The organism is Pseudomonas sp. St316 (assembly GCF_018325905.1).
GTDB lineage: Bacteria > Pseudomonadota > Gammaproteobacteria > Pseudomonadales > Pseudomonadaceae > Aquipseudomonas.
Genome location: NZ_AP021901.1, coordinates 43368 through 66389 on the forward strand (window position 1 = coordinate 43368; position 23022 = coordinate 66389).

Consider the following 23022-nt stretch of genomic DNA (forward strand, 5'->3'; position numbering starts at 1 on the left):
CATTTTAGCCTGTCCCGTATAGAGGTTCTTAGCATTTATTTGCGATCGGACCTGTCATTTGGCAATAACGCGATCAAAGGCCATAAAAAAGGAACACGGCCAAACGGCATCGGTCACTCATTAAGCCACTTGAAATACCGGGGTCATGCACCTGCGGTATCGAACTCAGATTCCTGGCCAAGGCGAGGAACGCAAAGAGGAGTCATGCCTGATGAGTACCAAGAAGCCCACAGTCAACAAGAGCCAACTGGCCGGGACCGACACGCTGGATCGCGGCAACACCAACGCCAAGCTCGAGAGCCTGGAGCAATTTCGTTCCGACGCCACCGAACAAGCGCTGCGTACCAACCAAGGCGTGAAAATCGCCGATAACCAGAACACTCTGCGTGTTGGCGCTCGCGGCCCCTCGCTGCTGGAAGACTTCATCATGCGTGAAAAAATCACGCATTTTGACCATGAACGCATCCCGGAACGCATCGTTCACGCCCGGGGCACCGGCGCCCATGGTTATTTTCAGAGCTATGACGCGCACTCGGCATTGACCAAAGCCGGTTTCCTACAAGATCCGAGCAAGAAAACCCCGGTATTCGTGCGTTTTTCCACGGTGCAAGGGCCACGGGGTTCCGGCGACACCGTGCGGGACGTGCGTGGCTTTGCGGTGAAGTTCTTCACCGACGAAGGCAACTTCGACCTGGTGGGCAACAACATGCCGGTGTTTTTCATTCAGGACGCGGTGAAATTTCCGGACTTTGTCCACGCGGTAAAACCCGAGCCCCATAACGAAATTCCTACAGGCGGCTCGGCTCACGACACCTTCTGGGATTTTGTCTCGCTGGTGCCGGAATCGGCCCACATGGTCATTTGGGCGATGTCTGACCGGGCCATTCCAAAAAGCCTACGCACGATGCAGGGTTTTGGCGTGCACACCTTCCGCATGATCAACGCCGAAGGCAAAAGCAGCTTCGTCAAGTTCCACTGGCGCCCTACCGTCGGCACCTGCTCGTTGGTATGGGACGAAGCCCAGAAACTGGCGGGTAAAGATACGGATTACCACCGTCGCGATCTCTGGGAGTCGATCGAGATGGGCGACTACCCGGAATGGGAGTTCGGTGTGCAGATCGTCGCCGAGGAGGACGAGCACAAGTTTGACTTCGACCTGCTCGACCCGACCAAGATCATCCCGGAAGAACTCGTGCCGATCACGCCCCTGGGCAAAATGGTGCTGAACCGCAACCCGGACAACTTCTTCGCCGAAGTCGAACAGGTTGCCTTCTGCCCCGGGCACATCGTGCCGGGCATCGACTTTTCCAATGACCCTTTGCTGCAAGGGCGGCTGTTTTCCTACACCGATACGCAGATCAGCCGACTCGGTGGGCCGAATTTTCATGAGCTGCCGATCAACCGGGCGATCACGCCGGTGCACAACGGCCAGCGTGATGCGATGCACCGCACCACCATCGACAAGGGGCGTGCGTCCTACGAGCCGAACTCCATCGACGGCGGCTGGCCGAAGGAAACCCCGCCCGGCCCGGAAGACGGCGGCTTCGAAAGTTATCCAGAGCGTATCGACGCCCACAAGATCCGCCAACGCAGCGAGTCGTTCGCCGATCATTTCTCCCAGGCGCGGCTGTTCTACAAGAGCATGAGCCCTCATGAGCAGGAGCACATCATCGCGGCCTACAGCTTCGAGCTGGGCAAGGTGGAGCGGGAGTTCATCCGGGCGCGGCAGGTCAATGAGATCCTCGCCAACATCGACCTGGAACTGGCCGGGCGAGTGGCGAAAAACCTCGGGTTGCCGGCGCCCACCGCTGGCACCGTCGATGTGCCCACGCCATCGCTGGAGCAGTCGCCGGCCTTGAGCCAGGCGAACCTGCTGTCCGGCGACATCAAGACGCGAAAAGTGGCGGTGTTGGTGGCTAACGGTGTCGATGGGGCGATCATCGATACGCTCAAGCAGGCCCTGAAGGCCGAGGGCGCCCACGCCAAAGTGCTGGGGCCGACCTCAGCGCCGGTGACGACGGCCGATGGGAAAACGCTGGCGGTGGATGCGTCGATGGAAGGGTTACCGTCGATTGCCTTCGATGCGGTGTTCGTACCGGGTGGCGCGGAATCGATCAAGACCTTGAGTCGGGACGGCGTGGCGTTGCATTACGTGCTGGAGGCCTACAAGCATCTGAAGGCCATTGCGCTTCATGGCGAGGCCCGGCAGTTGCTGGTGGAGTTGAAGCTGGGGGTCGATGCGGGGTTGATCGAGGACGCGGATGCGAGCAATTTTCCGCGGTTTTTTGCGGCCATTGCCCAGCATCGGGTCTGGGGGCGGGAGGCCAAGGCTAAGGGGGTTCCGGCTTGAGGGGTATCTGAAAGAGCTTGGTTTCTAGATAGGACGCTATCGCGGGCAAGCCTTGCTCCCACAGGTCAGCTCTCACAGGGGAACACATTGACCTGTGGGAGCAAGGCTTGCCCGCGATGCTTTTAGGATTTGCGAGGCGTCAGCACCATCTGCGCCGGCACGCTACGCAGAATCTGCTTCTGCAGTTTCAGATCAAACCCCGGATCAAGTTTTTTGACCCGCTTGGTCAGCAACGTCGCCAGCCATGGGTAGTCGTCGGTACGTGGTGCCTGGATGCTGACGTCGCAGTGGAAATTCACCACATCCGTCGCGATGGCGTCCAGTTGCCGGCGAAGTTGCTGCATATCGCCTATGTTCAATGCAATCGTCGTGCTTTCGGCACTCGGGTCGATCAGTTTAGCGACGGGTTTGGCTTCGGCAGCCTTGAGGTCGGCCTCGGCTTTATCCAGGTCGGCCTTGCGGGCTTCGGCAATGGCGCTGTTGACCTCGCCAGTGAGGGCCGGGGCCTTGGGCATCAACGCGCGGGCACGGCTCAGGGCGGTTGCGGCAGCGTTGACATCGCCTTTTTGCAGATCGATCTGGCTGCGCCGCAAATACGCCTCGGCCAGTTGCCGCTGGTAGGGCTCCAGCGCCGGGTCTTCGGGCGACTGGGCTTGCAAGGCGGCCAACTGGTCTTCGGCGGTGGCCAGCTCATTGCTGGCCAGGCTTTGCTCAAGCTGCGCGATGGCCGGGCCCCGGGTATCGGGGGCCTGAGTGACCGGCGGTGTACTTTGGCAGGCGCCCAGCAGCAGGGAAAATGCGACAAGGAGCAGATAACGGGAGGCGAACGGCTTCATTCCTGCGACTCTCTATTTGCGCAAAAAGCGAGCAAGTCTACACCCCTCGACGAGGCAGGACAAAACTCAGCAGAAACAACGCAGCGGCGCTGACCACGATCGACGGGCCGGCCGGGGTGTCCTTGAACCAGGAAAGTGCCAGGCCGCCACACACCGCGAGCATGCCCAGCAGGCTCGCACCCAGGGCCATCTGCTCGGGTGAGCGGGCGTGACGCTGTGCCGCAGCCGCCGGGATGATCAGCAATGAAGTGATCAGCAACACCCCGACGATTTTCATCGCCACTGCAATGACCACCGCAATCAGCAGCATCAGTGCCAACCGCAAACCCAGCACGGGCAGGCCTTCGACACGGGCCAGTTCCTCGTGCACGGTGACGGCCAGCAAGGGACGCCAGAGCGCCACCAGCAACAGCAGCACCGCCGCGCTACCGCCGAGGATCCACGAAAGGTCCGTTGGACTGATCGCCAGCAGGTCGCCGAACAGATAGGCCATCAGGTCAATCCGCACGTCATGCATGAAGCTTAGTACCACCAGCCCGAGGGACAGGGTGCTCGGTGCCAGAATACCCAGCAGCGTGTCGGACGCCAGCGGCTGGCGGTGTTGCAGGGTCACCAGCACCACCGCCAGCAACAGGCAGCCAACGGTCACCGCCACCGCTGGGCTGACGTCCAGCAGAAACCCCAGGGCCACGCCGAGCAACGCTGCGTGGGACAAGGTGTCGCCGAAATAGGCCATGCGCCGCCAGACCACGAACGAACCCAGGGGACCGGCTACGAGGGCGAGTGCCAAGCCTGCGAGCAGGGCGTACAACAGAAAATCAGCCATGCTTGCAGCCATCTCCATGAACATGATTGGAAGCAGAAGGGGCGCTGACCACCGAACCATGCAGGTCATGGGCGTGGTCATGGTGGTGGTGATAAATCGCCAGGCTTTGTGCGTTCTTTCCGAACAGCTCGACGAAGGCCGGATCGCCGCTGACCTGCTCGGGATGCCCGGAACAGCAGACATGGCGGTTGAGGCAGACCACTTGGTCGGTGGTGCTCATCACCAGGTGCAAATCGTGGGAGACCATCAGCACGCCGCAGCCGTGGCGGTCGCGCAGGCGCGTGATCAGGCTGTACAGCTCGGCCTGCCCCGCGACATCGACCCCTTGTACCGGCTCGTCGAGCACCAGCAGCTCAGGCTCGCGCAGCAGGGCGCGAGCAAGCAAGACGCGCTGCATCTCGCCCCCGGAAACACTTTGCACCGGGCTGTCGATCACCTGTTCGGCGCCGACTTCCTTGAGCGCGGCCAAGGCGCGTGCACGGTCCACGCCCGGCACCAGGCGCAGGAAGCGCAGCACGGACAACGGCAGCGTCGGGTCTACGTGGAGTTTTTGCGGCATGTAGCCGACGCGCAACCTGGGCTTGCGCCAGACGCTGCCGCTGTCGGGCTTGAGCAAACCCAGCACGGCGCGCACCAGGGTGGTCTTGCCGGCGCCGTTGGGGCCGATCAAGGTCACGATCTGCCCCGGCTCGACGCTCAGGTGGATGTTGTCCAGCACGCTCTGCCCGGCGAACGTCACGGCCACCTGTTCGAGGCGGATCAACGCATTGCTCATCAGGCCCCCTGGCAGCCGGAGCACAGGCCGACTACCTCGACGGTCTGGGTGTCGACCACGAAGCCGACGTCCTTGGCGCTGGCGATGATGGCATCGCTGATGGACTTCTGTTCCAGCTCGATGGCGGCGTGGCATTCGCGGCAGATCAGGAACTGGCCTTGGTGGGCGTGCTCGGGATGATTGCAGCCGACGAAGGCGTTGAGCGACGAAATGCGATGCACCAGGCCGTTTTCCAAGAGGAAATCCAGGGCCCGGTAGACCGTCGGCGGTGCGGCACGGCGGCGGTCTTGCTCGCTGAGCACCGCGAGGATGTCGTAGGCGCCCAGCGGCTTGTGGCTTTGCCAGACCAATTCCAGCACGCGCCGACGCAGGGCGGTCAGGCGCAACCCTTGGCGCGCGCAGATGGCATCGGCCTCGGACAGCGCGCTGTGCACGCAGTGGGAGTGATCGTGGGGGCGACTGGCAAGGGGTGTAATAGGCATGGGCAGCGACGAGTTTAGTGAGAGACGTTATTATGTTACCCGTTCTCGCCTCTACGAGTGGTCATCGTGTCCCGATTTTTTTCGCTCTTTGTCGCTTTTGTCGCAAGTTTTCTGCTGATTGGCTCGGCCCAGGCCGACGTCAAGGTGCTCACCAGCATCAAGCCGCTGCAACTGATTGCCGCCGCCGTGCAGGACGGCGTGGCGGTTCCAGAGGTGTTGCTGCCGCCAGGGGCTTCGCCGCATCACTATGCGTTGCGGCCATCGGATGTTCGCAAGGTGCAGTCGGTGGACCTGCTTTATTGGATCGGCCCCGATATGGAAGGCTTTCTGCCGCGGGTGCTCAACGGTCGCACGCTGCCCTCTGTTGCCATCCAGGACTTGCCTGGGCTCAAGTTGCGTCACTTCGCCCAGGACAGCGCCTCCCACGAGGACGATGACCATGACGGCGATGAACACGATCACGACCACCGCCCCGGCACCGTGGATGCTCACCTGTGGCTCTCGCCGCTCAATGCACGAGTGATCGCGGCCAAAATGGCCGCTGACCTGAGCGCGGCGGATCCGGCCAACGCGGCCCGCTATCAAAGCAACCTCAAGGGCTTCAACCAGCGTCTTGATGCCTTGGATGTGCGCCTGAAGGCGCGCCTGGCCGGGGTCGCGGGCAAGCCGTATTTCGTGTTCCACGAGGCGTTCGACTATTTCGAAGACAACTACGGCCTCAAGCACGCCGGGGTGTTCGCCGTGGCCGCCGAAGTCCAGCCCGGTGCCCAGCATGTGGCGGCAATGCGCACGCGCTTGCAAGCGGTGGGCAAGACCTGCGTCTTCAGCGAACCGCCCCTGCGCCCGCGCCTGGCCGAAACCCTGGTGGCCGGGTTGCCGGTGAAATTGGCGGAACTGGATGCACTGGGTGGCTATACCCCGGCGACGGCGCAAGGGTATGAGCAGTTGTTGGAGAAGCTGGGCAATGATCTGGCGGGGTGCCTGGAGTCGCTGTAACTCCCACCGCAGAACTGTGGGAGCAAAGCTTGCTCGCGACATAGGCGACTCGATTTCTGAAGGATTTCATCGCCTTCATCGCGGGCAAGCCTTGCTCCCACAGGTAAAGTCGCTTACTGCTGTGGGAGCAAGACTTGTCCGCGATGCTGTTTAAAGGGCGAACGGCAACAACGCGCTGACCTTCTGCCGCTGCGCCAAGCGCTGCTGGAATTCCATCGGATCGTGAATCAACACATCCTGTCCGGCAAAGGATTCAGCGGCGATCAACCGCGACAGCCAGAACCGCACGCACGCCACGCGCAGCATGGTTGGCCATAACTCGGCTTCGGCGGCAGTGAACGGTCGCAGCGCCGCATAGGCCCCCAACAACGCCCGCGCCCGCGCGCCATCGAGCACGCCGTCGTCGTCCGAGCACCAGTCGTTCAAGGCAATGGCCACGTCATACAGCATCGGCCCGGAGCAGGCGTTGTAGAAGTCGATCAGCCCGGTCAGGTGCGTGCCTTCGAACATCGCGTTGTCGCGAAACAGATCGGCATGGATGTTGGCGCGCGGCAGCGCCAGGATGCCGACCTTTTGCAGAACGATTTCATCCAGCGCCGCTTCCAGCAACCGGCGCGGCGCGGCGTCGAGGTGCGAGAGCAGCTTGGCGCCCTCCTCCTGCATCCAGTCCAGGCCGCGATCGGTCTTGCGCTTGATCATGTTGCCTTGGGTCGCCAAGTGCAGATGCGCCAGCAACTCGCCAACCTGGGCGCAATGCTGGGCGTTGGCCTGCTTGATGTGCTTGCCGGCCAGGCGCGGTTGCAGCAGCGCCGGCTTGCCCGCCAGTTCCCGCAGCGCGACGCCGTCGGTGGTGCGCAAGGCGTAAGGCACCGGCAGGTCGGCGTCATGCAGCACGTCCAGCAGTTCGATGAAGAACGGCATTTCCTGCACCGGGCCGCGCTCGACCAGGGTCAGGACGAATTCGCCCTGTTCCAGGCTGATAAAGAAATTGGTGTTTTCGCTGCCGGCGGCGATCCCCTGGAAATCAAGCAGGCGGCCAAGCCCATAAGGGGCGAGAAAGGTTTCCAGCTCGGGCCGAGCCAGGGGCGTGAACACAGACATGGTTAAAACTGCCAGTACGGGCGCCCTTCAGCGGGCGCCGGTTGAAGTGCAGAGCGGCATTACCACTCAAAGATTTTCCACGATGGAATCAGCATATCCGGCTGATCCGAGCGGATGAAGTTTGCATCGGTACCGTCAGCGCGCACCAGGAAATAAGGCTTGCCATTCTTGGGCGTGACCTTGATCGCGTACAAGAAGCCGTTTTGCCGATACTCCTGAATGGTTTTATCTCCTTCGGTCCGGATGGTGACGTCCGGGTCTGCCGAGGGTGCGTCATCCGCCGCCATGACGGCCAACGGGGTGATTGCAAACAAGCCAGCCAGTAACAGGCGATTGAGTGTGCGCATGATAACCTTGTCCCTTTGTCGTCAACGGTCCCGCTATTCTAGCCCCGGACCCGCCGAAAAGGTTGATCCTGCTCATGAGCCAAGCCCCCCTCGTCCTGGTGGACGGTTCTTCTTATCTGTACCGCGCCTTTCATGCGCTGCCACCGCTGACCACGTCCAAAGGCCTGCCGACCGGTGCGGTCAAGGGCGTGTTGAACATGCTCAAGAGCCTGCGCAAGCAGTATCCGGACAGTCCGTTCGCCGTGGTGTTCGACGCCAAGGGAGGGACGTTTCGCGATGCGCTGTACGCCGAATACAAGGCCAACCGCCCGAGCATGCCCGACGACATGCGCGTGCAGATCGAGCCGCTGCATGCCAGCGTCAAGGCCCTGGGCTTCCCGCTGCTGTGTGTGGACAACGTCGAGGCCGATGACGTGATCGGCACCCTGGCCCGCCGCAGCGCGGCGGCTAACCGCCCTGTGGTGATCTCCACCGGCGACAAGGACATGGCGCAGTTGGTCGACGGGCACATTACCTTGGTCAATACCATGACCGGTAGCGCCCTGGACGTGGCTGGCGTGAAGGAGAAGTTTGGCGTCGCTCCCGAGCAGATCATCGATTACCTGGCGTTGATGGGCGATTCGTCCGACAACATCCCGGGCGTTCCCGGTATCGGGCCGAAAACCGCGTCTGGCCTGTTGGTGGGCGTCAATGGCGGCCTGACCGAGCTGTACGCGCAACTGGACATCGTCGCCACCCTGCCGATCCGTGGCGCCAAGACCCTGGCCGCCAAGCTTGAAGAGCACAAGGAAATGGCGTTCCTTTCCTACGAGCTGGCGACGATCAAGGTCGACGTGCCTTTGGATATTGGCCTTGACGACCTGCAAATGGGCCCGCCGGATCACGAGAAGCTCGCCGAGCTGTACACCCTGCTGGAATTCAAGAGCTGGTTCGAAGACAACCAGCGGGACGCCAAGCGTGCCGGCCAGGAGATCGTCGAAGTTGCCGAAGAACAGCCGGGTGCCACCGAGGCTAAATATGAGGTCATCCTTGATCAGGCGAATTTCGATGCCTGGTTAGCCAAGCTCGATAAAGCGCCGCTGTTTTCCTTCGTCACCGAAACCAATGGCGGCGATGCCCAGCACTCACAACTGGTGGGCTTGTCGTTCGCCGTGGCCCCTTTCGAGGCGGCCTACATCCCGCTGACCCATTCCTACATGGGCGTGCCGGAGCAACTGGACCGCGACACGGTGCTCAAGGCCCTCAAGCCCCTGCTGGAAAACCCGAACAAGCTCAAGGTCGGCCAGCACGCCAAGTTCGAAACCAACATCCTGGCCAACTGCGCCATCGGTGGCGATCAGGGCAATGGCATCCTGGTCCAGGGCATCGCCTTCGACACCATGCTTGAATCCTATGTGCTGGACTCCACCGCGACCCGCCACGACATGGACAGCCTGGCGCTCAAGTACCTGGGCCAAAGCAAGACCGATTTCCAGGACATCGCAGGCAAAGGCGTCAAACAGCTGACTTTTGACCAGATCTCCCTGGAACTGGCCGGCCCTTACGCCGCCGAAGACGCCGACGTGACCTTCCGCCTGCACCAGGCCTTGCAGGAAAAGCTGGCCGCCACGCCAAGCCTGGGCACGGTGCTCAACGACATTGAAATGCCGTTGATGCCGGTCCTGGCGCGCATCGAGCGCCAGGGTGCGCTGGTCGATGCCAACCTGCTGGGCGTACAAAGTGTCGAGTTGGGCGAGAAACTGGTGGCGCTGGAGCGTGAGGCGTTTGCCATCGCCGGCGAGGAATTCAACCTGGGTTCGCCGAAGCAATTGGGCGTGATCCTGTACGAAAAACTTGGCTTGCCGGTGCTCAGCAAAACCGCCAAGGGCCAGGCGTCCACCGCCGAAGCGGTGCTCGCCGAATTGGCGGAGCAGGATTACCCGCTGCCCAAGGTGCTGATGCAGTACCGCTCGCTGAGCAAGCTCAAGAGCACCTACACCGATCGCCTGCCGGAACAGATCAATAGCCGCACCGGCCGCGTCCACACCAATTACCAACAGGCCGTCGCCGCGACCGGGCGCCTGTCGTCCATCGACCCGAACCTGCAGAACATTCCGATCCGCACGGCCGAAGGCCGACGCATCCGCCAGGCGTTCGTCGCACCGAAAGGCTACAAGCTGCTGGCGGCGGACTACTCGCAGATTGAACTGCGGATCATGGCGCACCTGGCCAAGGATGAAGGGCTGCTCCATGCCTTTCGCAATGATCTGGATGTGCACCGGGCCACGGCGGCCGAGGTTTTCGGCGTTGAGCTGGAGGCGGTCACCCAGGACCAGCGCCGCAGTGCCAAGGCGATCAACTTCGGCTTGATCTACGGCATGAGCGCGTTCGGCCTGGCCAAGCAGATCGGCGTCGACCGCAAGCAGTCCCAGGCTTACATCGACCGCTACTTCGCCCGCTACCCGGGTGTGCTGGCGTACATGGAACGCACCCGCGCCCAGGCGGCCGAGCAAGGTTTTGTCGAAACTATTTTCGGTCGCCGGCTGTACCTGCCGGACATCAACGCGAAAAACCCGGCCCTGCGCAAAGGTGCCGAGCGCACCGCCATCAACGCGCCGATGCAAGGCACGGCGGCCGACATCATCAAGAAAGCCATGGTGGCTGTGGACCGCTGGCTGACGACGTCCGGGCTGGATGCCAAGGTCATCCTGCAGGTACACGACGAACTGGTACTGGAAGTGCGTGAAGACCTGGTCGACCAGGTGCGCGAGGAAATCCGCCAGCACATGAGCGCCGCCGCCACGCTGGACGTGCCACTGCTGGTGGAAGTGGGCGTGGGCAACAATTGGGATGAGGCGCACTGAGTCGCAGTGCCCTGAAGCCTGCGAGAGACCCGTGGCGAGGGAGCTTGCTCCCGCTTGAGTGCGAAGCGCTCACAAAAATTTTTGGGGCGGCTGCGCCACCCAGCGGGAGCAAGCTCCCTCGCCACATTAAACTCGTCAGTCGAGGTAGGGCTTCTTTTGGTTCGGAAAACGCCTACGGATATTTCCAAAAATAATCTGAACTAAACCCCTGAATTGCCACTCAGAGATTTTGAATGGCTGGTGAAGCCCTTCAATGCTCCTATGTTGTGTTAAGTGTTGGCAGATATCTGGACCCCGCCCTAGCGGTCCGGAACTTGGACCCCGAACTTCCCCCTCCCCATAAGAAGTCCGGGGTTTTTTTTGCCTGCGATTTGGCTTATTCCGCCTCTTCGCTGCCCTTGTCCGCCAATTCCATCCAGTCGGCCAGCACCGTGTAGGCTTCTTCCAGGCCCATGCGCTTGGGCGCCGAGAACAGTTGGATGGTGATCGCCTCGCCCCAGCCTTTGCGAATGTCCGACTGCACTTTGAGCAGGGTATTTTTGGCCGCGCCGTAGGTGAGCTTGTCGGCCTTGGTCAACAGGATGTGCATCGGCATGCCGCTGGCGACGGCCCAATCGAGCATCAACAGGTCGAAGTCGGTCATCGGATGGCGAATGTCCATCATCAGGATCAGGCCTTTCAAACTCTCGCGGCTGCCCAGGTAGGCTTCCAAGTGACGCTGCCAGTGTTGCTTGAGCGGGATCGGTACCTTGGCGTAACCGTAGCCGGGCAGGTCGACCAAACGCCGTTCATCGTCTAGCTTGAAGAAGTTCAAGAGCTGTGTGCGACCCGGGGTTTTCGAGGTGCGTGCCAGGCTTGCATGGGTCAAGGTGTTCAGCGCGCTGGATTTGCCGGCATTGGAACGCCCGGCAAAAGCCACTTCAAAGCCTTCATCGTCAGGGCATTGATCGACTTTGGCGGCGCTGAGCATGAAGGTGGACTGTTGGCACAGGCCAAGGATGGGGTTCTTCAGTTGCATGGGATTTCCGATGTGGGCGGCGTCGGGAATGGACGCGGCAAGCTGTGTCGTTTCCGTTTCAGTGACGCCAGTATATAATGCCGCAGATTTTGTGTGCGCTTTGTCCCAGCGTAGGATGAAGCTCACGGGAGCGACCGACCGAAATTGCGCATTAGAACGCAGCTCGTTCCCAACCCTGAAAAGGTCGTTTTATGACGAAATGGCTGCTAGCTGCCGGTGTCTTGATGCCGCTTTACAGCGCTCAGGCTACACAGGATCCGGAAGCTGTGTACAACCGTGTTTGTGGTGCCTGTCATTCCGGCCAACTCCCCCTGGCGCCCCGCAAGGGCGATCAGGTAGCTTGGACGCCGAGGTTGGCGAAAGGTATGGAGACGCTGGTGCAACACGTGACCCAGGGTTTCAAGGCGATGCCGCCGCGTGGTTTGTGCATGGACTGCAGTGCCGAGGATTACCGAGCCATCATCCAGTGGATGAGCGAGTGAACCCGGTCCATAACTCTTTAACCCTTAGCCGTAGTTGGATTAGCTGATGAACAAACTGATCGTGAGTCTGCTGTTGACCTTGGGGATATCCGGCGTAGCCCACGCCGCTGGCGATGCCGCTGCCGGTCAGGCGAAAGCGGCCGTATGCGGGGCCTGCCACGGCCCGGATGGCAATAGCATGGCGCCCAACTTTCCGAAACTGGCGGGCCAGGGCGAGCGTTACCTGAACAAGCAACTGCACGACATCAAGTCCGGCAAGCGCACGGTGCTGGAGATGACCGGCCTGCTGACCAACCTGAGCGATCAGGACCTGGCGGACATCGCAGCCTACTTCGCCAGCCAGAAAGGCAGTGTCGGCGCCGCCGATCCGAAGCTCGTGGCCCGTGGTGAAGCGCTCTTTCGCGGTGGCAACCTGGACAAAGGGCTTCCAGCCTGCACAGGCTGCCACTCGCCTGACGGCAAAGGCAACGCTGCAGCCGGCTTCCCACACTTGGGCGGCCAGCATGCCCAGTACGTCGGCAAACAGTTGACCGACTTCCGCAAAGAAGAAGGCGGCCGGACCAACGACGGCGACAGCAAACCGATGCAGAGCATCGCCAAAAAGCTGAGCGACGAAGATATCGCCGCGGTATCCAGCTATATCCAGGGCCTGCACTGAGGCCTTTGGCTGGCGTTGCGAGGGGCGTACATCCCTTGCAACGTTAACGCTCGATTAATCTGTCGATGCAAGCATCAAAAGGGTGGCTTTGGCCGCCCTTTTTTGTGGCCGCTGCCGTTACACTAGAGAACTTGAACCCGCCACGGCCTGTCTTAGAAACAGGTCTCGCGAGGCCCCCTCATTGTCCAGGAGTAAAGCATGCGTAATCTGATCATCAGCGCCGCGTTCGTCGCCGCCAGCCTGTTCGGCGTCACTGCCCAAGCGGCTGAAAAGCCCGCCGCACCCTATGTCGAATTGACCAACCCTGTTGCGGTGGCGGTGCCTGGCAAGATCGAAGTCGTGGAGCTGTTCTGGTACGGCTGCCCGCATTGCTACGCTTTTGAACCGGTGATCAACCCATGGGTCGAGAAACTGCCTTCGGACGTTAATTTCGTGCGCATCCCCGCCATGTTCGGCGGCCCATGGGACGCCCACGGCCAGATGTTCCTGACCCTTGAAGCCATGGGCGTCGAGCACCAGGTTCACGCCGCGGTATTCAACGCGATCCAGAAAGAAGGCAAGAAGCTGGTCAAGAAAGAAGACATGGCCGATTTCCTCGCCACCCAGGGCGTCGACAAGGACAAGTTCCTCGCCACGTTCGACTCCTTTGCCATCCAGGGCCAGATCAAGAAGGCCCGGGAGCTGGCGAAGAAATACGAGATCACTGGTGTACCGACCATGATCGTCAACGGCAAGTATCGCTTTGACATCGGCTCTGCCGGCGGTGCCGAACAAGCGCTGCAACTGGCCGACCAGCTGGTCGCCAAAGAGCGGGCGGCCAACAAGGCTGCTGCCAACTAAGCGCGGCCCACGCCCATGGCCCGCTGGAGCACCGAACGCATCGTTGGCCTGCATGAACCGCGGGTCAACGAGCATCACGTCATGTCCACGGGCCTGCCTGGCGACAGCCGCTTGCGGCTGCTCAGCTTCAATATCCAGGTGGGCATCAGCACCGAGCGCTACCGGCATTACCTGACTCGCGGCTGGCAACATTTGCTGCCGCACACCGGGCGTGCCGGTAACCTGCAGAAAATCGGCGACCTGCTCAAGGATTTCGACCTGGTTGCCCTGCAAGAAGCCGATGGCGGAAGCTTGCGCTCGGGCTACGTCAACCAGGTGGAACACCTGGCCCAATTGGGTGCCTTTCCCTACTGGTACCAGCAACTCAATCGCAACCTCGGACGCCTCGGCCAGCACAGCAATGGTGTGTTGAGTCGCTTGCGCCCGTGGGCGATCGAAGACCATCCGTTGCCCGGACCCAAGGGCCGCGGGGCGATCCTCGCGCGTTTCGGCGAAGGTCCCGAGGCGCTGGTCGTGGTCATGATGCACCTGGCGCTCGGGGCGCGTACCCGGACGATGCAGCTGGCATACATTCGCGAGCTGATCGGCGGCTACAAGCACCAGGTGTTGATGGGCGACATGAACACCCATGCCACCGATTTGCTGCAGACGTCGCCCCTGCGCGATCTCGGTCTGCTTGCGCCACAACTGGAAGCGACATTTCCCAGCTGGCGCCCCCAGCGCTGCCTGGACCATATCCTGTTGAGCCCGACCCTGACCCTCGAACGCGTCGAGGTGCTGGCCCAACCCATTTCCGATCACCTGCCGGTCGCGGTAGAAATTCGTTTGCCAGGTTCGCTCACGGCCGATGCATTCCCCGCGCTGAGTCCTGCCCCTCGCGGATCCGATGAATGAGCGACGACGCCGAACGCTGGAGAGAGAAATACCTCAAGAGTATCGAACAGCAGGAAAAGCTCGAGCGCCGCTGGGAGGCTCGGCTCGACTTGCTGCGGCGTGGCCTGGTGCGCAGCACCCTGGCCGCCGAGGGCACTGACCGGGCTGTCGATCAATGCATGAAAGAGATGCGCGAGGTGGTGCGCACCGATGACATGGATGCTGGCCTCGCTGCCCTGCTGCCGCGCCTGGAAAAAGCCGTGCTCGATTCCGAGCAACGCCGCGAAACCCGGGTCGAGCAAACGAGCACCGCGTTGATCGCCCTGGTTGCCCAGTTGCAGAGCCTGCCGCTGCCCAAGGAAGTCAGCCGGGCGCTGAAGAAGTTTGCCAAGCAACTGGAGGATCGGGCCGGCCAGGCTCGGGAGATTCCGCTGCTGCTCAGCGAATTGAGCGGTTTGCAAGGCAAGGCACTCAATGCCTTGGATGCCCCTGTCGAACCGAGTCGCCCTAGCCTGCTGCAACGGCTGTTTGGTGGCCAAGGCCATGAGGACGCGACGCCCCAACCCCACGAGCCAAACCAGGCCAGCGTGGCGCCTGCGTCAGAAACGGCCCTGCCTGTAGCCGTGGCGCCGGCAACGACCGCAGAATCCGCAGCACCAGCACCAGCACCAGCACCAGCACCAGCACCAGCACCAGCACCAGCACCGCAGCCATCGGTGGCAGAGCAAGCGCCAGCGTTGGAGGCGGCGCCCGAAGCGGTTGCCCTGACTGCGCCGCAGATCCAGATCGCTCCAGCGCCCGCTCCAACACCTGCGGCCGAAGTGGTTCAGCCCGCCAGTGAAGCGGACGACGAAGCAACCGAGCCCGAGCCGCTGCCGTCGCCGGTCGCCGAAGAACCTCCGAGTGCGGCGCCCACACTCGAGAATCCCGACGAGCTGATGCCCCAGGAGCCTAGCCAGGCCCTGCCCGTCCCCTCGCCGCCGCCCGCGGAGCTCGATGAGCCCCTGGCGGCCGTCGATGTGGCTGACGCCCAATACGCCCTGCCCGACTCGCCGGAGCCGTCCTACAGCTCGGTCGCCAAGCATATCGAAGACACGCTGTTGGGCCTCTTGGGCGACCTGACCTTGCCCGAGCGTCATCGACCACAAGCCGAAGCCATGTGTGAGCGTCTGCGAAATGGCTTGAACTGGTACGAATTGTTGCCGATCCTCGATGATCTGGCCGTGCTGATGCTGGCCATCACGGACTCCGGCCAGCATGAATTCGAAGCGTACCTGCAGCGCCTCAATGATCGGCTCGAGTCATTCCAGAGCAGTCTGCAGGCCGCCAGTGAAGACCACGCCGAAAACCTGTCCGCCTCCAGGGAAATGGACACCCAGATTCGTGAGAAGGTGGACGGCCTGCAAAGCAGCGTGAAGGAAGCCGATGACCTGGAAAGCCTCAAGCAGGTGCTCGAGAATCACCTCGAAGGCTTGCTCGGCACCATGGACCACCACCGCCAGCAACGCGATCAACGCGAGCAGGAGGTCTCGGCTCGCCTGAAAAGCCTGGCCGATCGCGTTGCGCTGATGGAGCAGGATGCCCAGGTCGTGCGGGAGAATCTCGAGGAACAGCGGCAAAAAGCCCTGATCGATCCGCTCACCGGCCTGCCCAACCGCGCCGCCTGGTCCGAGCGCCTGGAGCATGAAGTCGCCCAGTGGCAACAACACGGCAACAGCTTGCTGCTGGCTATGCTCGATCTCGATCATTTCAAGCGCATCAATGACAACTATGGCCATCTGGCCGGTGACCGGGTGTTGAAACTCATCGCCTCGGTCCTGCGCAAACGCCTGCGTGGCGGCGATTTCATTGCGCGTTTTGGTGGCGAGGAGTTTGTGCTGCTGGTGCCCAATACCTCCCTGACGGCCGGCGCCAAGCTGGCCGAGGCGCTGCGCCTGGCCATCGAAGCCTGTCCGTTTCATTTCAAAGGCGAGCCGGTGACGGTGACGGTATCCATTGGCCTGACCGCCTTCAAACCAGGCGAACACAGCGATTTGGTGCTTAAAAGAGCCGATCAGGCGCTTTATCGGGCAAAAAATTCCGGGCGCAACCATGTGGAATTAGGCTAAGGGCTAATTGTTCCAATTTGTTTAATATCGCCGCGCGCACCGGATCATCGCGAGGCGATACGTTACACTGTTGCATTACCTCCAGTACGTATTGCCTTCCACCATGAAATTTTTCTCGCTCATTGTTTCTTTATTTATCCTGGCCGGCTGCACCAGCGGCCCGCGATTCGACACCAGCCATCCATCCGTCAACCATGACAACCGTATCCAATTCGTGGTGGTGCATTACACCTCGGCTTCCCTGGAGCGCTCACTGGCCCTGCTGACTCATGGCGAAGTCAGTTCCCATTACCTGATCGGCGACGATAAAGACGCGACCCTCTACAAACTGGTGGATGAAAGCCGACGCGCCTGGCACGCCGGGGAAAGTGAATGGGAAGGCCGGACCTGGCTCAATTCCAGTTCCATCGGCATCGAAATCGTCAATCCGGGTTATGTCGACACGCCCACCGGGCGCCTCTGGTACCCCTACAGCGAAGCCCAGGTCCAGGCCTTGATCGTATTGCTCAAGGACATCATCCAGCGCAACGGGATCAACCCGCGCAGCATCATCGGCCACAGCGACATCGCGCCCCTGCGCAAACTCGATCCGGGCCCGCTGTTCCCTTGGAAGCGCCTGGCGCAAGCCGGCTTGGGGGTCTGGCCGGACGAACAGGCCGTGGCCCGCCAGCAGGCCGTCTTCGCGCCACAGCTGCCGCCTGCCAGTTGGTTCCAGGCCGAGCTGGCCCGCCTGGGCTACCCGACGCCGCAGACCGGTGAGTGGGACGTCGCCACCCACCATGTGCTGGCCGCCTTCCAGATGCACTACCGACCGACCCGCTTCGATGGCACGCCGGATGCGCAAAGCGCGGCGATCCTGCAGGTGCTCAACCAGACAAAATAATGACGCCCGTCTGACGAATCGGGCCAAATCCAAATCAGAAGCTATAACTCATTGGTAACTTTCGGATTACCCATGATGACGGCTGCCCGCGAAACCCTACACAGCTGGCTCCATCGCCCCGCTTTCCTGGCGATGGTGGCAACTGCCCTAAGTACTGTCCTGTTGCTGGCGGGGAGTCTGCTCGTGGTCGTGCAGCAGATCCAGCAGCGTGAAAGCGACCAGATGAATGCCCAGGGCGAGCGCTTTCTGCAGCGCCTGGAACAGCTGTTCGGGCAACTGCGTGAAAGCCTCGATGACCTGCAAAACCAGCCGTTGCGCGGATGCGACGACGACATGATCGCCACATTGCGACAGGTCAGCTTCAACTACCGCTTTGTCTATGAGGCGGAGTATATCGATGGCAGCGGCGTCTGCTCCAATCGTCCACGCCAGAGCGGATTGCCAGTGACCCGCCCGCCCGATATCCGCGGGCCGACCTACAATTACTGGCTCAACACCACCACAGAGCCCGACGAAGACCGCGCGGCCTTGATGCTGGGGCGCGGCAACTTTCGGGTGGCCACGTCCCGCGGGCATTTGACCGATGTGGTCGATTTACCACCGGGCAGCAGCCTGCTGGTCGTCCTGGATAACGGTAAACGGGCCATTCCCGTGCTCGGGACGGACCAGCACTGGCCGCCGGTCGAGCCTTGGCCACCGAAAAGCCACAGTGCCTTGCAAGTGACACAGAACCGGCTGATCTATCGAATGCCGACCGACAGCCCGGTCTATCAACTGGTGCTGATCGCCCAGCGCAACGGTTTTCAGGTTCCGACCAATGCCTGGTGGATGCTGCCCATCAGCCTGATGCTGGGCTTGGGGATTGGTTTCCAGGTGTTTCTGCTGGCGCGCCAGCGCCAGTCCATGGACGCCGAACTGCATGGGGCCATCCGGCGTGGTGAATTGCAGGTGCTTTACCAGCCGATTTTCGACCTGAGCAGTCGCAACTGCGTCGGGGCTGAGGCCTTGCTGCGCTGGCGACGACCGGACGGCACCCTGACCAGCCCGGACCTGTTTATCCCGATGGCCGAGAACACCGGGCAGATCCGCCAGATCACCGATTTCGTGCTGCAGCGGCTGTTCGATCAATTGGGCCAGCTGTTGCGGGCCAATCCGCAGCTGTATATCTCGGTGAATCTGGCGGCCTGCGATGTGATGGTGCCGCGTATTGGTGAGGTGATCGCCCGCCTGTTGGCGCTGCATCGCGTGTCGGCGCACCAGATTGCCTTCGAAGTGACCGAGCGTGGGTTGGTCGATGTGTTGGTCGCCCGGGATAACCTGCAATCGCTGCGCGACGTCGGGCATCAGGTGTTGATCGACGATTTCGGTACTGGTTATTGCAGCCTGGCCTACCTGCAAACCCTGCCGGTGGACTGCTTGAAAATCGACAAGGCCTTTATCGACGCCTTGGGCCACGATGCCGCCAGCAGCGGCGTGGCCCCGCATATCATTCGCATGGCCCATGCGTTGCAACTCAAGGTGATCGCCGAAGGCATCGAGCATGAAGCCCAGGCTTCCTATTTGAGCAGCGAAGGGGTGAGGTTCGGCCAGGGCTGGTTGTTCGCCCATGCCCTCAGCGCGGTGCAGCTCATCGAACTGATTACCCGTGGCCGACGCCTGCGTGGCCGCCGCCTAGATGACGAGGCCTGAGTCTCCTCAGGCCATGAGCTCAGACCGCCAGCGCCATGTAGAACTGTGTGCCCTGCCCCGGCCTTGAATAAACGCCCATGCGCCCGCCGTGGAGCTGGACGATCTCCTTGCACAGCGCCAGGCCGAGGCCAGCACCACCCTTCTTGCGTCCGACCTGGACGAAAGGTTCGAAGATCCGTCCCTGCTGGCCGTAGGCAATGCCTTCACCGTTGTCTTCGACACTGATGATCACCCGCTCACCGTGACGCCGGGCTTGCAAGCGGATCTGGCCGTTTTCGGCGGTGTGGCGCAGGGCGTTATCGATCAGGTTATCGAGCACGCGATCCAGTTGCGCAGCGTCGGCATGCAGTCGCGGGAGCGGGCCCTGGATCGCCACGAGCAGCTCGATACCCTTGGTTTTAGCCTGCTCGGCAAACCGCAGCCGGGCCGCTTCCAAGAGCTCGTCGATGGAACAAGGTGCCAGGGTCAGCTTCTGCAGGCCGTTCTGGTAGCGAGAGAAGTTCAGCAGGTCATTGATGAGCTGCATCAGTCGCTGCATTTCTTCGGTGACGGTGTTGAGCAGGTCGGCCTCGCGCGACTCCTCTGGAAAATGAAGGCGCTCCCGTAACAGGCCGAAGGCCATGTGCATGCCCGTCACGGGCGTGCGCAGCTCATGGGAGGCGCGCAAGACGAACTCGCTGCGCACCCGTTCGAAGGCGCGTTGTTCGGTCACGTCATGCAGCACCATGACCGCGCCGAGAATGTGGCCTTGGGTATGACTGACCGGGGTGAGGCTGTAGGTGAGCAGCCGCGACTCGCCATCCACTTCGATGCTCAGGTCTTGCGGCGCGCGCTCCAGGCTTCTACCGCGCAGGACCAGGTGCAATTCTTCATCCAGTTCAAGGCGTCCCAGCGCCTCGCCCAGTCCTTGGCCCAGGCGCTCCTCATCCCAGCCCAATTGACGCTGGGCCACCGGGTTGAGGTGCTCCAGTTGACCTTGGCGGTCGATCATCAGCAAGCCGTCGTCGATGCTGTCGAGCACCGCTTGCAAACGTTGCTGGCCGGCGAGCAGCTCATCGACGTTGGTGGCCTGATGCTCACGCAAGGCCTCGGCCATGACCCCGAAGCGACGGGTCAGGAGATTCAACTCAGCGGCCGAGGAAACGGGTAGCGTAATCTCGAAATTGCCTTGGCCGATGTCGTCCGCCGCTGCGGCCAGTGCCTCGATCGGCGCGCCGAAACGTCGGGCAATGCCATGGGCCGTGATAAACCCGATGATCAGCACCGCAAACCCCACCAACCCCAGCAGTCCGGAAATCCACATCGCGCGTTCACGGGTGCGGTCCTGGGTTTCACTGATGTTGGTCAGGGCCTGGCGATAGCCCTCGATCAACCCGTTGCGCAGCACGTTGAATTTTTCGGTGAGGTCCTTGATGTTCGTGAGCTGGCTCGGCTGCTGGCGAGACGCGGTGAAGGCTTCAAAAAAATCAACGTAGTCGGCCTTGGCCCTGCTGAAGCTGACTGCCGCATCGTCCAGCGCTCGTTCGTGGGCGATGCCTTCGTCGATCAACGCCAGGTATTGCCGCTTGGAGGTCTCCAGCGCGGCCAGATCGGGCTTGTCGTCGAGCATGATCATCAACTGATCGCCGAGGGTCTGGCGCAGCTTGAGGCCCAGGTCCAGCAGGACGAAGTTGTCGCGTACCGATTGTTCCTGGGTGTTGGCCATCTGCATCACGCTGACCAAGCCAAGCACCAGTCCCAGCAAGGCTACGGTGATCAGGGCCGAGATACTGAGAAACAGTCGTGTGCGCAGCTTCATCGCCAGTTTCATAAGGTGCCGCTCACAAGTTGTACTGCTTGCGTTTGCGATACAGCGTGGAGGCATCGATACCCAGGGTCTTGGCCGCCTGGTCGAGGGTGTCGGCCGTGGCCAGCACCGCGCCGATGTGGGCTTTTTCCAATTCGTCGAGGCTCAGTGCTGCGCCGATGCGCGGCGCATTGTTGACCGGTTGCTCGGCCATGCCCAAGTGACTGATTTCGACTTTTTCCTGAGGGCAGATGATGCTGGCGCGCTCGACCACGTTGCGCAGTTCCCGGATGTTGCCCGGCCAGCGATAGCCTAGCAGCGCTTCGCGCGCCTCGTCGCTGAAGGCCCGGGCCGGGCGCGCGTATTCCTTGACGAAGCGGGCCAGGAAGCGGTCGGCCAGGGTCAGGATGTCTTCGGCGCGCTCTCGCAACGGCGGCAGGTGCAGGGTGATGACGTTCAGGCGATACAGCAGGTCTTCGCGAAAGCGTCCGTCGCGCACCATGTCTTCGAGGTTGAGGTTGGTCGCGGCGAGAATCCGCACGTCGGCGCGCCGGGTGACTGGGTCCCCTACCCGCTCATATTCCTTGTCCTGGATGAAACGCAATAACTTGGGTTGCAATGTCAGGGGAAAATCGCCGATCTCGTCGAGAAACAGCGTACCGCCGTCGGCCTGGTTGACCCGGCCCAGCGTACTCTCGCTGGCCCCGGTGAAAGCCCCACGGCTATGGCCGAACAATTCGCTTTCCATCAGTTCAGCGGTCAGCGACGGGCAATTGATCGTGACGCAGGACTTTTTCGCGCGCTTGCTCCAGCCATGGATAGCCCGGGCCAATTCGCCTTTACCGGTGCCGGACTCGCCGAGGATCAGGATGTTGGCATCGGTACTGGCGACCTGGCGCGCGGTTTCCAGGACGACTTTCATCGCCGGGCTGTGGGAGTCGAGGCCGTCCTTGGGCTTGCGCACCTCTCCTTCAAGGGCTTCGAGCCTTGCCGACAGCTGGCGTACTTCCAATTGCTTGGCGGTCGCCAGGCGCAATTGATCGGGGCTGCAAGGCTTGACCAGATAGTCGGCCGCCCCGGCCTGGATCGCATCGACCGCGGTATCGACGGCCGAGTGGGCGGTGACGATGACCACGCGCATCCAGGGCGCCTGGATACGCATTTGTGCCAGGACATCCAGGCCGTTGTCCTCCCCCAGGCGCAGGTCGAGAAAACACAGGTCGAACACCTGGCGCTGCAGGAGTGCGTCGGCCTGGGCGGCGCTGTTGGCAGTGGCGACGCTATAGCCTTCGTCTTCCAGGCAGTATCGGAATGTACGCAGGATGGCGGACTCGTCGTCTACCAGCAGAATGCGGCCTTGGTGCTCAGTGGCGGATTCCATTTTTCCTACGCTCCTTTAATGAATGATGTTGGTTAGTGTCAGAAAAATCGGGCAAGTTGCATGGTCGATTCTGAGGGAATATTACTCACCGAGAATGGCCCTGTGGACGTGTGACTCCTAAAAGACTGATTTGAGTTCCTTTTTTTATGAATCGTCTGGTTCGGACGGTTCTCATCGCCCATTCCGTCAGCTGTGTCTGACAGCCAATTCAAAAACAATCTAACGTCTTTTCTTGCTGATTCGTGCAATACGCACGACTGGCGCCTGCGCCATCGTGCAGGATGCGCTCCCGGCACGTTGCGTTTATTTGTTAACTTATTGATTTTAAAGGTTTTTAGTTGGTAAAAAATCCTGGCACGCCGACTGCAATGCTCTGGTCAACGTGGCGTTAGCGCGCCTCAACCAGATCACCGCACTCGGGTGGGGAGGAATTCCAGGATGAATCGTCAAAGTGTCGCCCAATTGCGCCTCTCTCCCCTGCACATCCAGCAGGGCCTATGGGCTGCCCTGGCGCTGCTGGTCACCCTCGTAACGGGCCAGCAATGGTTGCTCTGGCACGAAAGCCAACAGCCCGAAGCGCCGCAGGTGTCGATTCACCGTGCCCCGCAAACCCATTTCAGCGCCGTCAGTAGCCTTCAAGAAGCGTCCGCTTCAATGCGCATGATGGATGTCGAGCAGGTTCAGCCATTGACCGCCATGCCGCGTGAAGAGCGCTGGGTGTTTTAACCCGATGAACCGGTCGTCCGTT

20 protein-coding genes are annotated in these 23022 nt (G+C 61.4%); 11 read left to right on the forward strand and 9 right to left on the reverse strand.

Annotated elements, in window-relative coordinates:
• Positions 1–145 precede the first annotated feature (145 nt).
• Positions 146–2350, forward strand: coding sequence for a catalase HPII (gene katE, locus KI237_RS00210; protein ID WP_283246282.1), 2205 nt, complete (start codon positions 146–148; stop codon positions 2348–2350).
• Between the two features lie 122 nt (positions 2351–2472).
• Here katE and KI237_RS00215 read toward each other — a convergent pair whose 3' ends face one another.
• Genes KI237_RS00215 through zur form a run of 4 tightly spaced genes read right to left on the reverse strand, consistent with a single transcriptional unit; the run spans position 2473 to position 5269 of the window.
• Positions 2473–3186: a PA5502 family lipoprotein gene (locus KI237_RS00215; RefSeq protein ID WP_212798303.1), complete on the reverse strand. Its 714-nt coding sequence runs from the start codon at positions 3184–3186 to the stop codon at positions 2473–2475.
• Positions 3187–3223: 37 nt separating this feature from the next.
• Positions 3224–4012 carry a zinc ABC transporter permease subunit ZnuB gene (gene znuB / locus KI237_RS00220; RefSeq protein WP_003196213.1) on the reverse strand — a complete coding sequence of 263 codons (789 nt, stop codon included), beginning with the start codon at positions 4010–4012 and terminating at the stop codon, positions 3224–3226.
• Positions 4005–4787, reverse strand: coding sequence for a zinc ABC transporter ATP-binding protein ZnuC (znuC, locus tag KI237_RS00225; protein ID WP_018602784.1), 783 nt, complete (start codon positions 4785–4787; stop codon positions 4005–4007). Before znuC ends, znuB begins: the two co-directional genes overlap by 8 nt.
• Positions 4787–5269: a zinc uptake transcriptional repressor Zur gene (gene zur, locus KI237_RS00230; protein WP_212798304.1), complete on the reverse strand. Its 483-nt coding sequence runs from the start codon at positions 5267–5269 to the stop codon at positions 4787–4789. Before zur ends, znuC begins: the two co-directional genes overlap by 1 nt.
• Before the next feature lie 66 nt (positions 5270–5335).
• Between zur and znuA the strand changes: the two genes are divergently transcribed.
• Positions 5336–6265, forward strand: coding sequence for a zinc ABC transporter substrate-binding protein ZnuA (gene znuA / locus KI237_RS00235; protein ID WP_212798305.1), 930 nt, complete (start codon positions 5336–5338; stop codon positions 6263–6265).
• A gap of 150 nt (positions 6266–6415) precedes the next feature.
• Here the strand turns inward: znuA and KI237_RS00240 are convergent, their stop codons facing one another.
• Together KI237_RS00240 and KI237_RS00245 are read right to left on the reverse strand one after the other, a co-directional pair.
• Entirely contained in the window at positions 6416–7366 is a 951-nt protein-coding gene (locus tag KI237_RS00240) for a homoserine kinase (protein ID WP_212798306.1), read from the reverse strand.
• 59 nt (positions 7367–7425) lie between these two features.
• The gene (locus KI237_RS00245; protein WP_018602771.1) at positions 7426–7713 is read right to left on the reverse strand and encodes a DUF2782 domain-containing protein; all 288 of its coding nucleotides are present in this window, start codon (positions 7711–7713) and stop codon (positions 7426–7428) included.
• Between the two features lie 74 nt (positions 7714–7787).
• On the opposite strand from KI237_RS00245, the gene polA reads away from it, so the two are divergent.
• Entirely contained in the window at positions 7788–10556 is a 2769-nt protein-coding gene (gene polA, locus KI237_RS00250; RefSeq protein WP_212798307.1) for a DNA polymerase I, read from the forward strand.
• Positions 10557–10932: 376 nt separating this feature from the next.
• On the opposite strand, the gene yihA is transcribed toward polA, so the two are convergent.
• On the reverse strand, positions 10933–11574 hold the full coding sequence (yihA, locus tag KI237_RS00255) for a ribosome biogenesis GTP-binding protein YihA/YsxC (protein ID WP_212798308.1): 642 nt from the start codon (positions 11572–11574) through the stop codon (positions 10933–10935).
• Between the two features lie 191 nt (positions 11575–11765).
• Between yihA and KI237_RS00260 the strand changes: the two genes are divergently transcribed.
• From KI237_RS00260 to KI237_RS00290, 7 genes are all read left to right on the forward strand, one after another.
• Positions 11766–12056, forward strand: coding sequence for a c-type cytochrome (locus tag KI237_RS00260; protein WP_212798309.1), 291 nt, complete (start codon positions 11766–11768; stop codon positions 12054–12056).
• A gap of 46 nt (positions 12057–12102) precedes the next feature.
• Positions 12103–12714: a c-type cytochrome gene (locus KI237_RS00265; RefSeq protein WP_212798310.1), complete on the forward strand. Its 612-nt coding sequence runs from the start codon at positions 12103–12105 to the stop codon at positions 12712–12714.
• Between the two features lie 198 nt (positions 12715–12912).
• Entirely contained in the window at positions 12913–13554 is a 642-nt protein-coding gene (locus KI237_RS00270; protein ID WP_212798311.1) for a thiol:disulfide interchange protein DsbA/DsbL, read from the forward strand.
• A 15-nt stretch (positions 13555–13569) separates the two neighbouring features.
• The gene (locus KI237_RS00275; protein ID WP_003196237.1) at positions 13570–14448 is read left to right on the forward strand and encodes an endonuclease/exonuclease/phosphatase family protein; all 879 of its coding nucleotides are present in this window, start codon (positions 13570–13572) and stop codon (positions 14446–14448) included.
• Entirely contained in the window at positions 14445–16535 is a 2091-nt protein-coding gene (locus KI237_RS00280) for a GGDEF domain-containing protein (protein ID WP_212798312.1), read from the forward strand. The genes KI237_RS00275 and KI237_RS00280 overlap by 4 nt, the downstream gene beginning before the upstream one ends.
• Positions 16536–16638: 103 nt before the next feature.
• A complete protein-coding gene (locus tag KI237_RS00285; protein ID WP_212798313.1) occupies positions 16639–17418 on the forward strand; it encodes an N-acetylmuramoyl-L-alanine amidase in 780 nt (259 codons plus the stop codon).
• A 75-nt stretch (positions 17419–17493) separates the two neighbouring features.
• Positions 17494–19107: an EAL domain-containing protein gene (locus tag KI237_RS00290; RefSeq protein WP_212800526.1), complete on the forward strand. Its 1614-nt coding sequence runs from the start codon at positions 17494–17496 to the stop codon at positions 19105–19107.
• A 19-nt stretch (positions 19108–19126) separates the two neighbouring features.
• Here KI237_RS00290 and KI237_RS00295 read toward each other — a convergent pair whose 3' ends face one another.
• Positions 19127–20917 carry an ATP-binding protein gene (locus KI237_RS00295; RefSeq protein WP_212798314.1) on the reverse strand — a complete coding sequence of 597 codons (1791 nt, stop codon included), beginning with the start codon at positions 20915–20917 and terminating at the stop codon, positions 19127–19129.
• Positions 20918–20927: 10 nt separating this feature from the next.
• Positions 20928–22274, reverse strand: coding sequence for a sigma-54-dependent response regulator transcription factor AlgB (gene algB, locus KI237_RS00300; RefSeq protein ID WP_212798315.1), 1347 nt, complete (start codon positions 22272–22274; stop codon positions 20928–20930).
• Between the two features lie 438 nt (positions 22275–22712).
• On the opposite strand from algB, the gene KI237_RS00305 reads away from it, so the two are divergent.
• The gene (locus KI237_RS00305) at positions 22713–23000 is read left to right on the forward strand and encodes a hypothetical protein (protein WP_212798316.1); all 288 of its coding nucleotides are present in this window, start codon (positions 22713–22715) and stop codon (positions 22998–23000) included.
• The last annotated feature ends 22 nt before the right edge of the window (positions 23001–23022 follow it).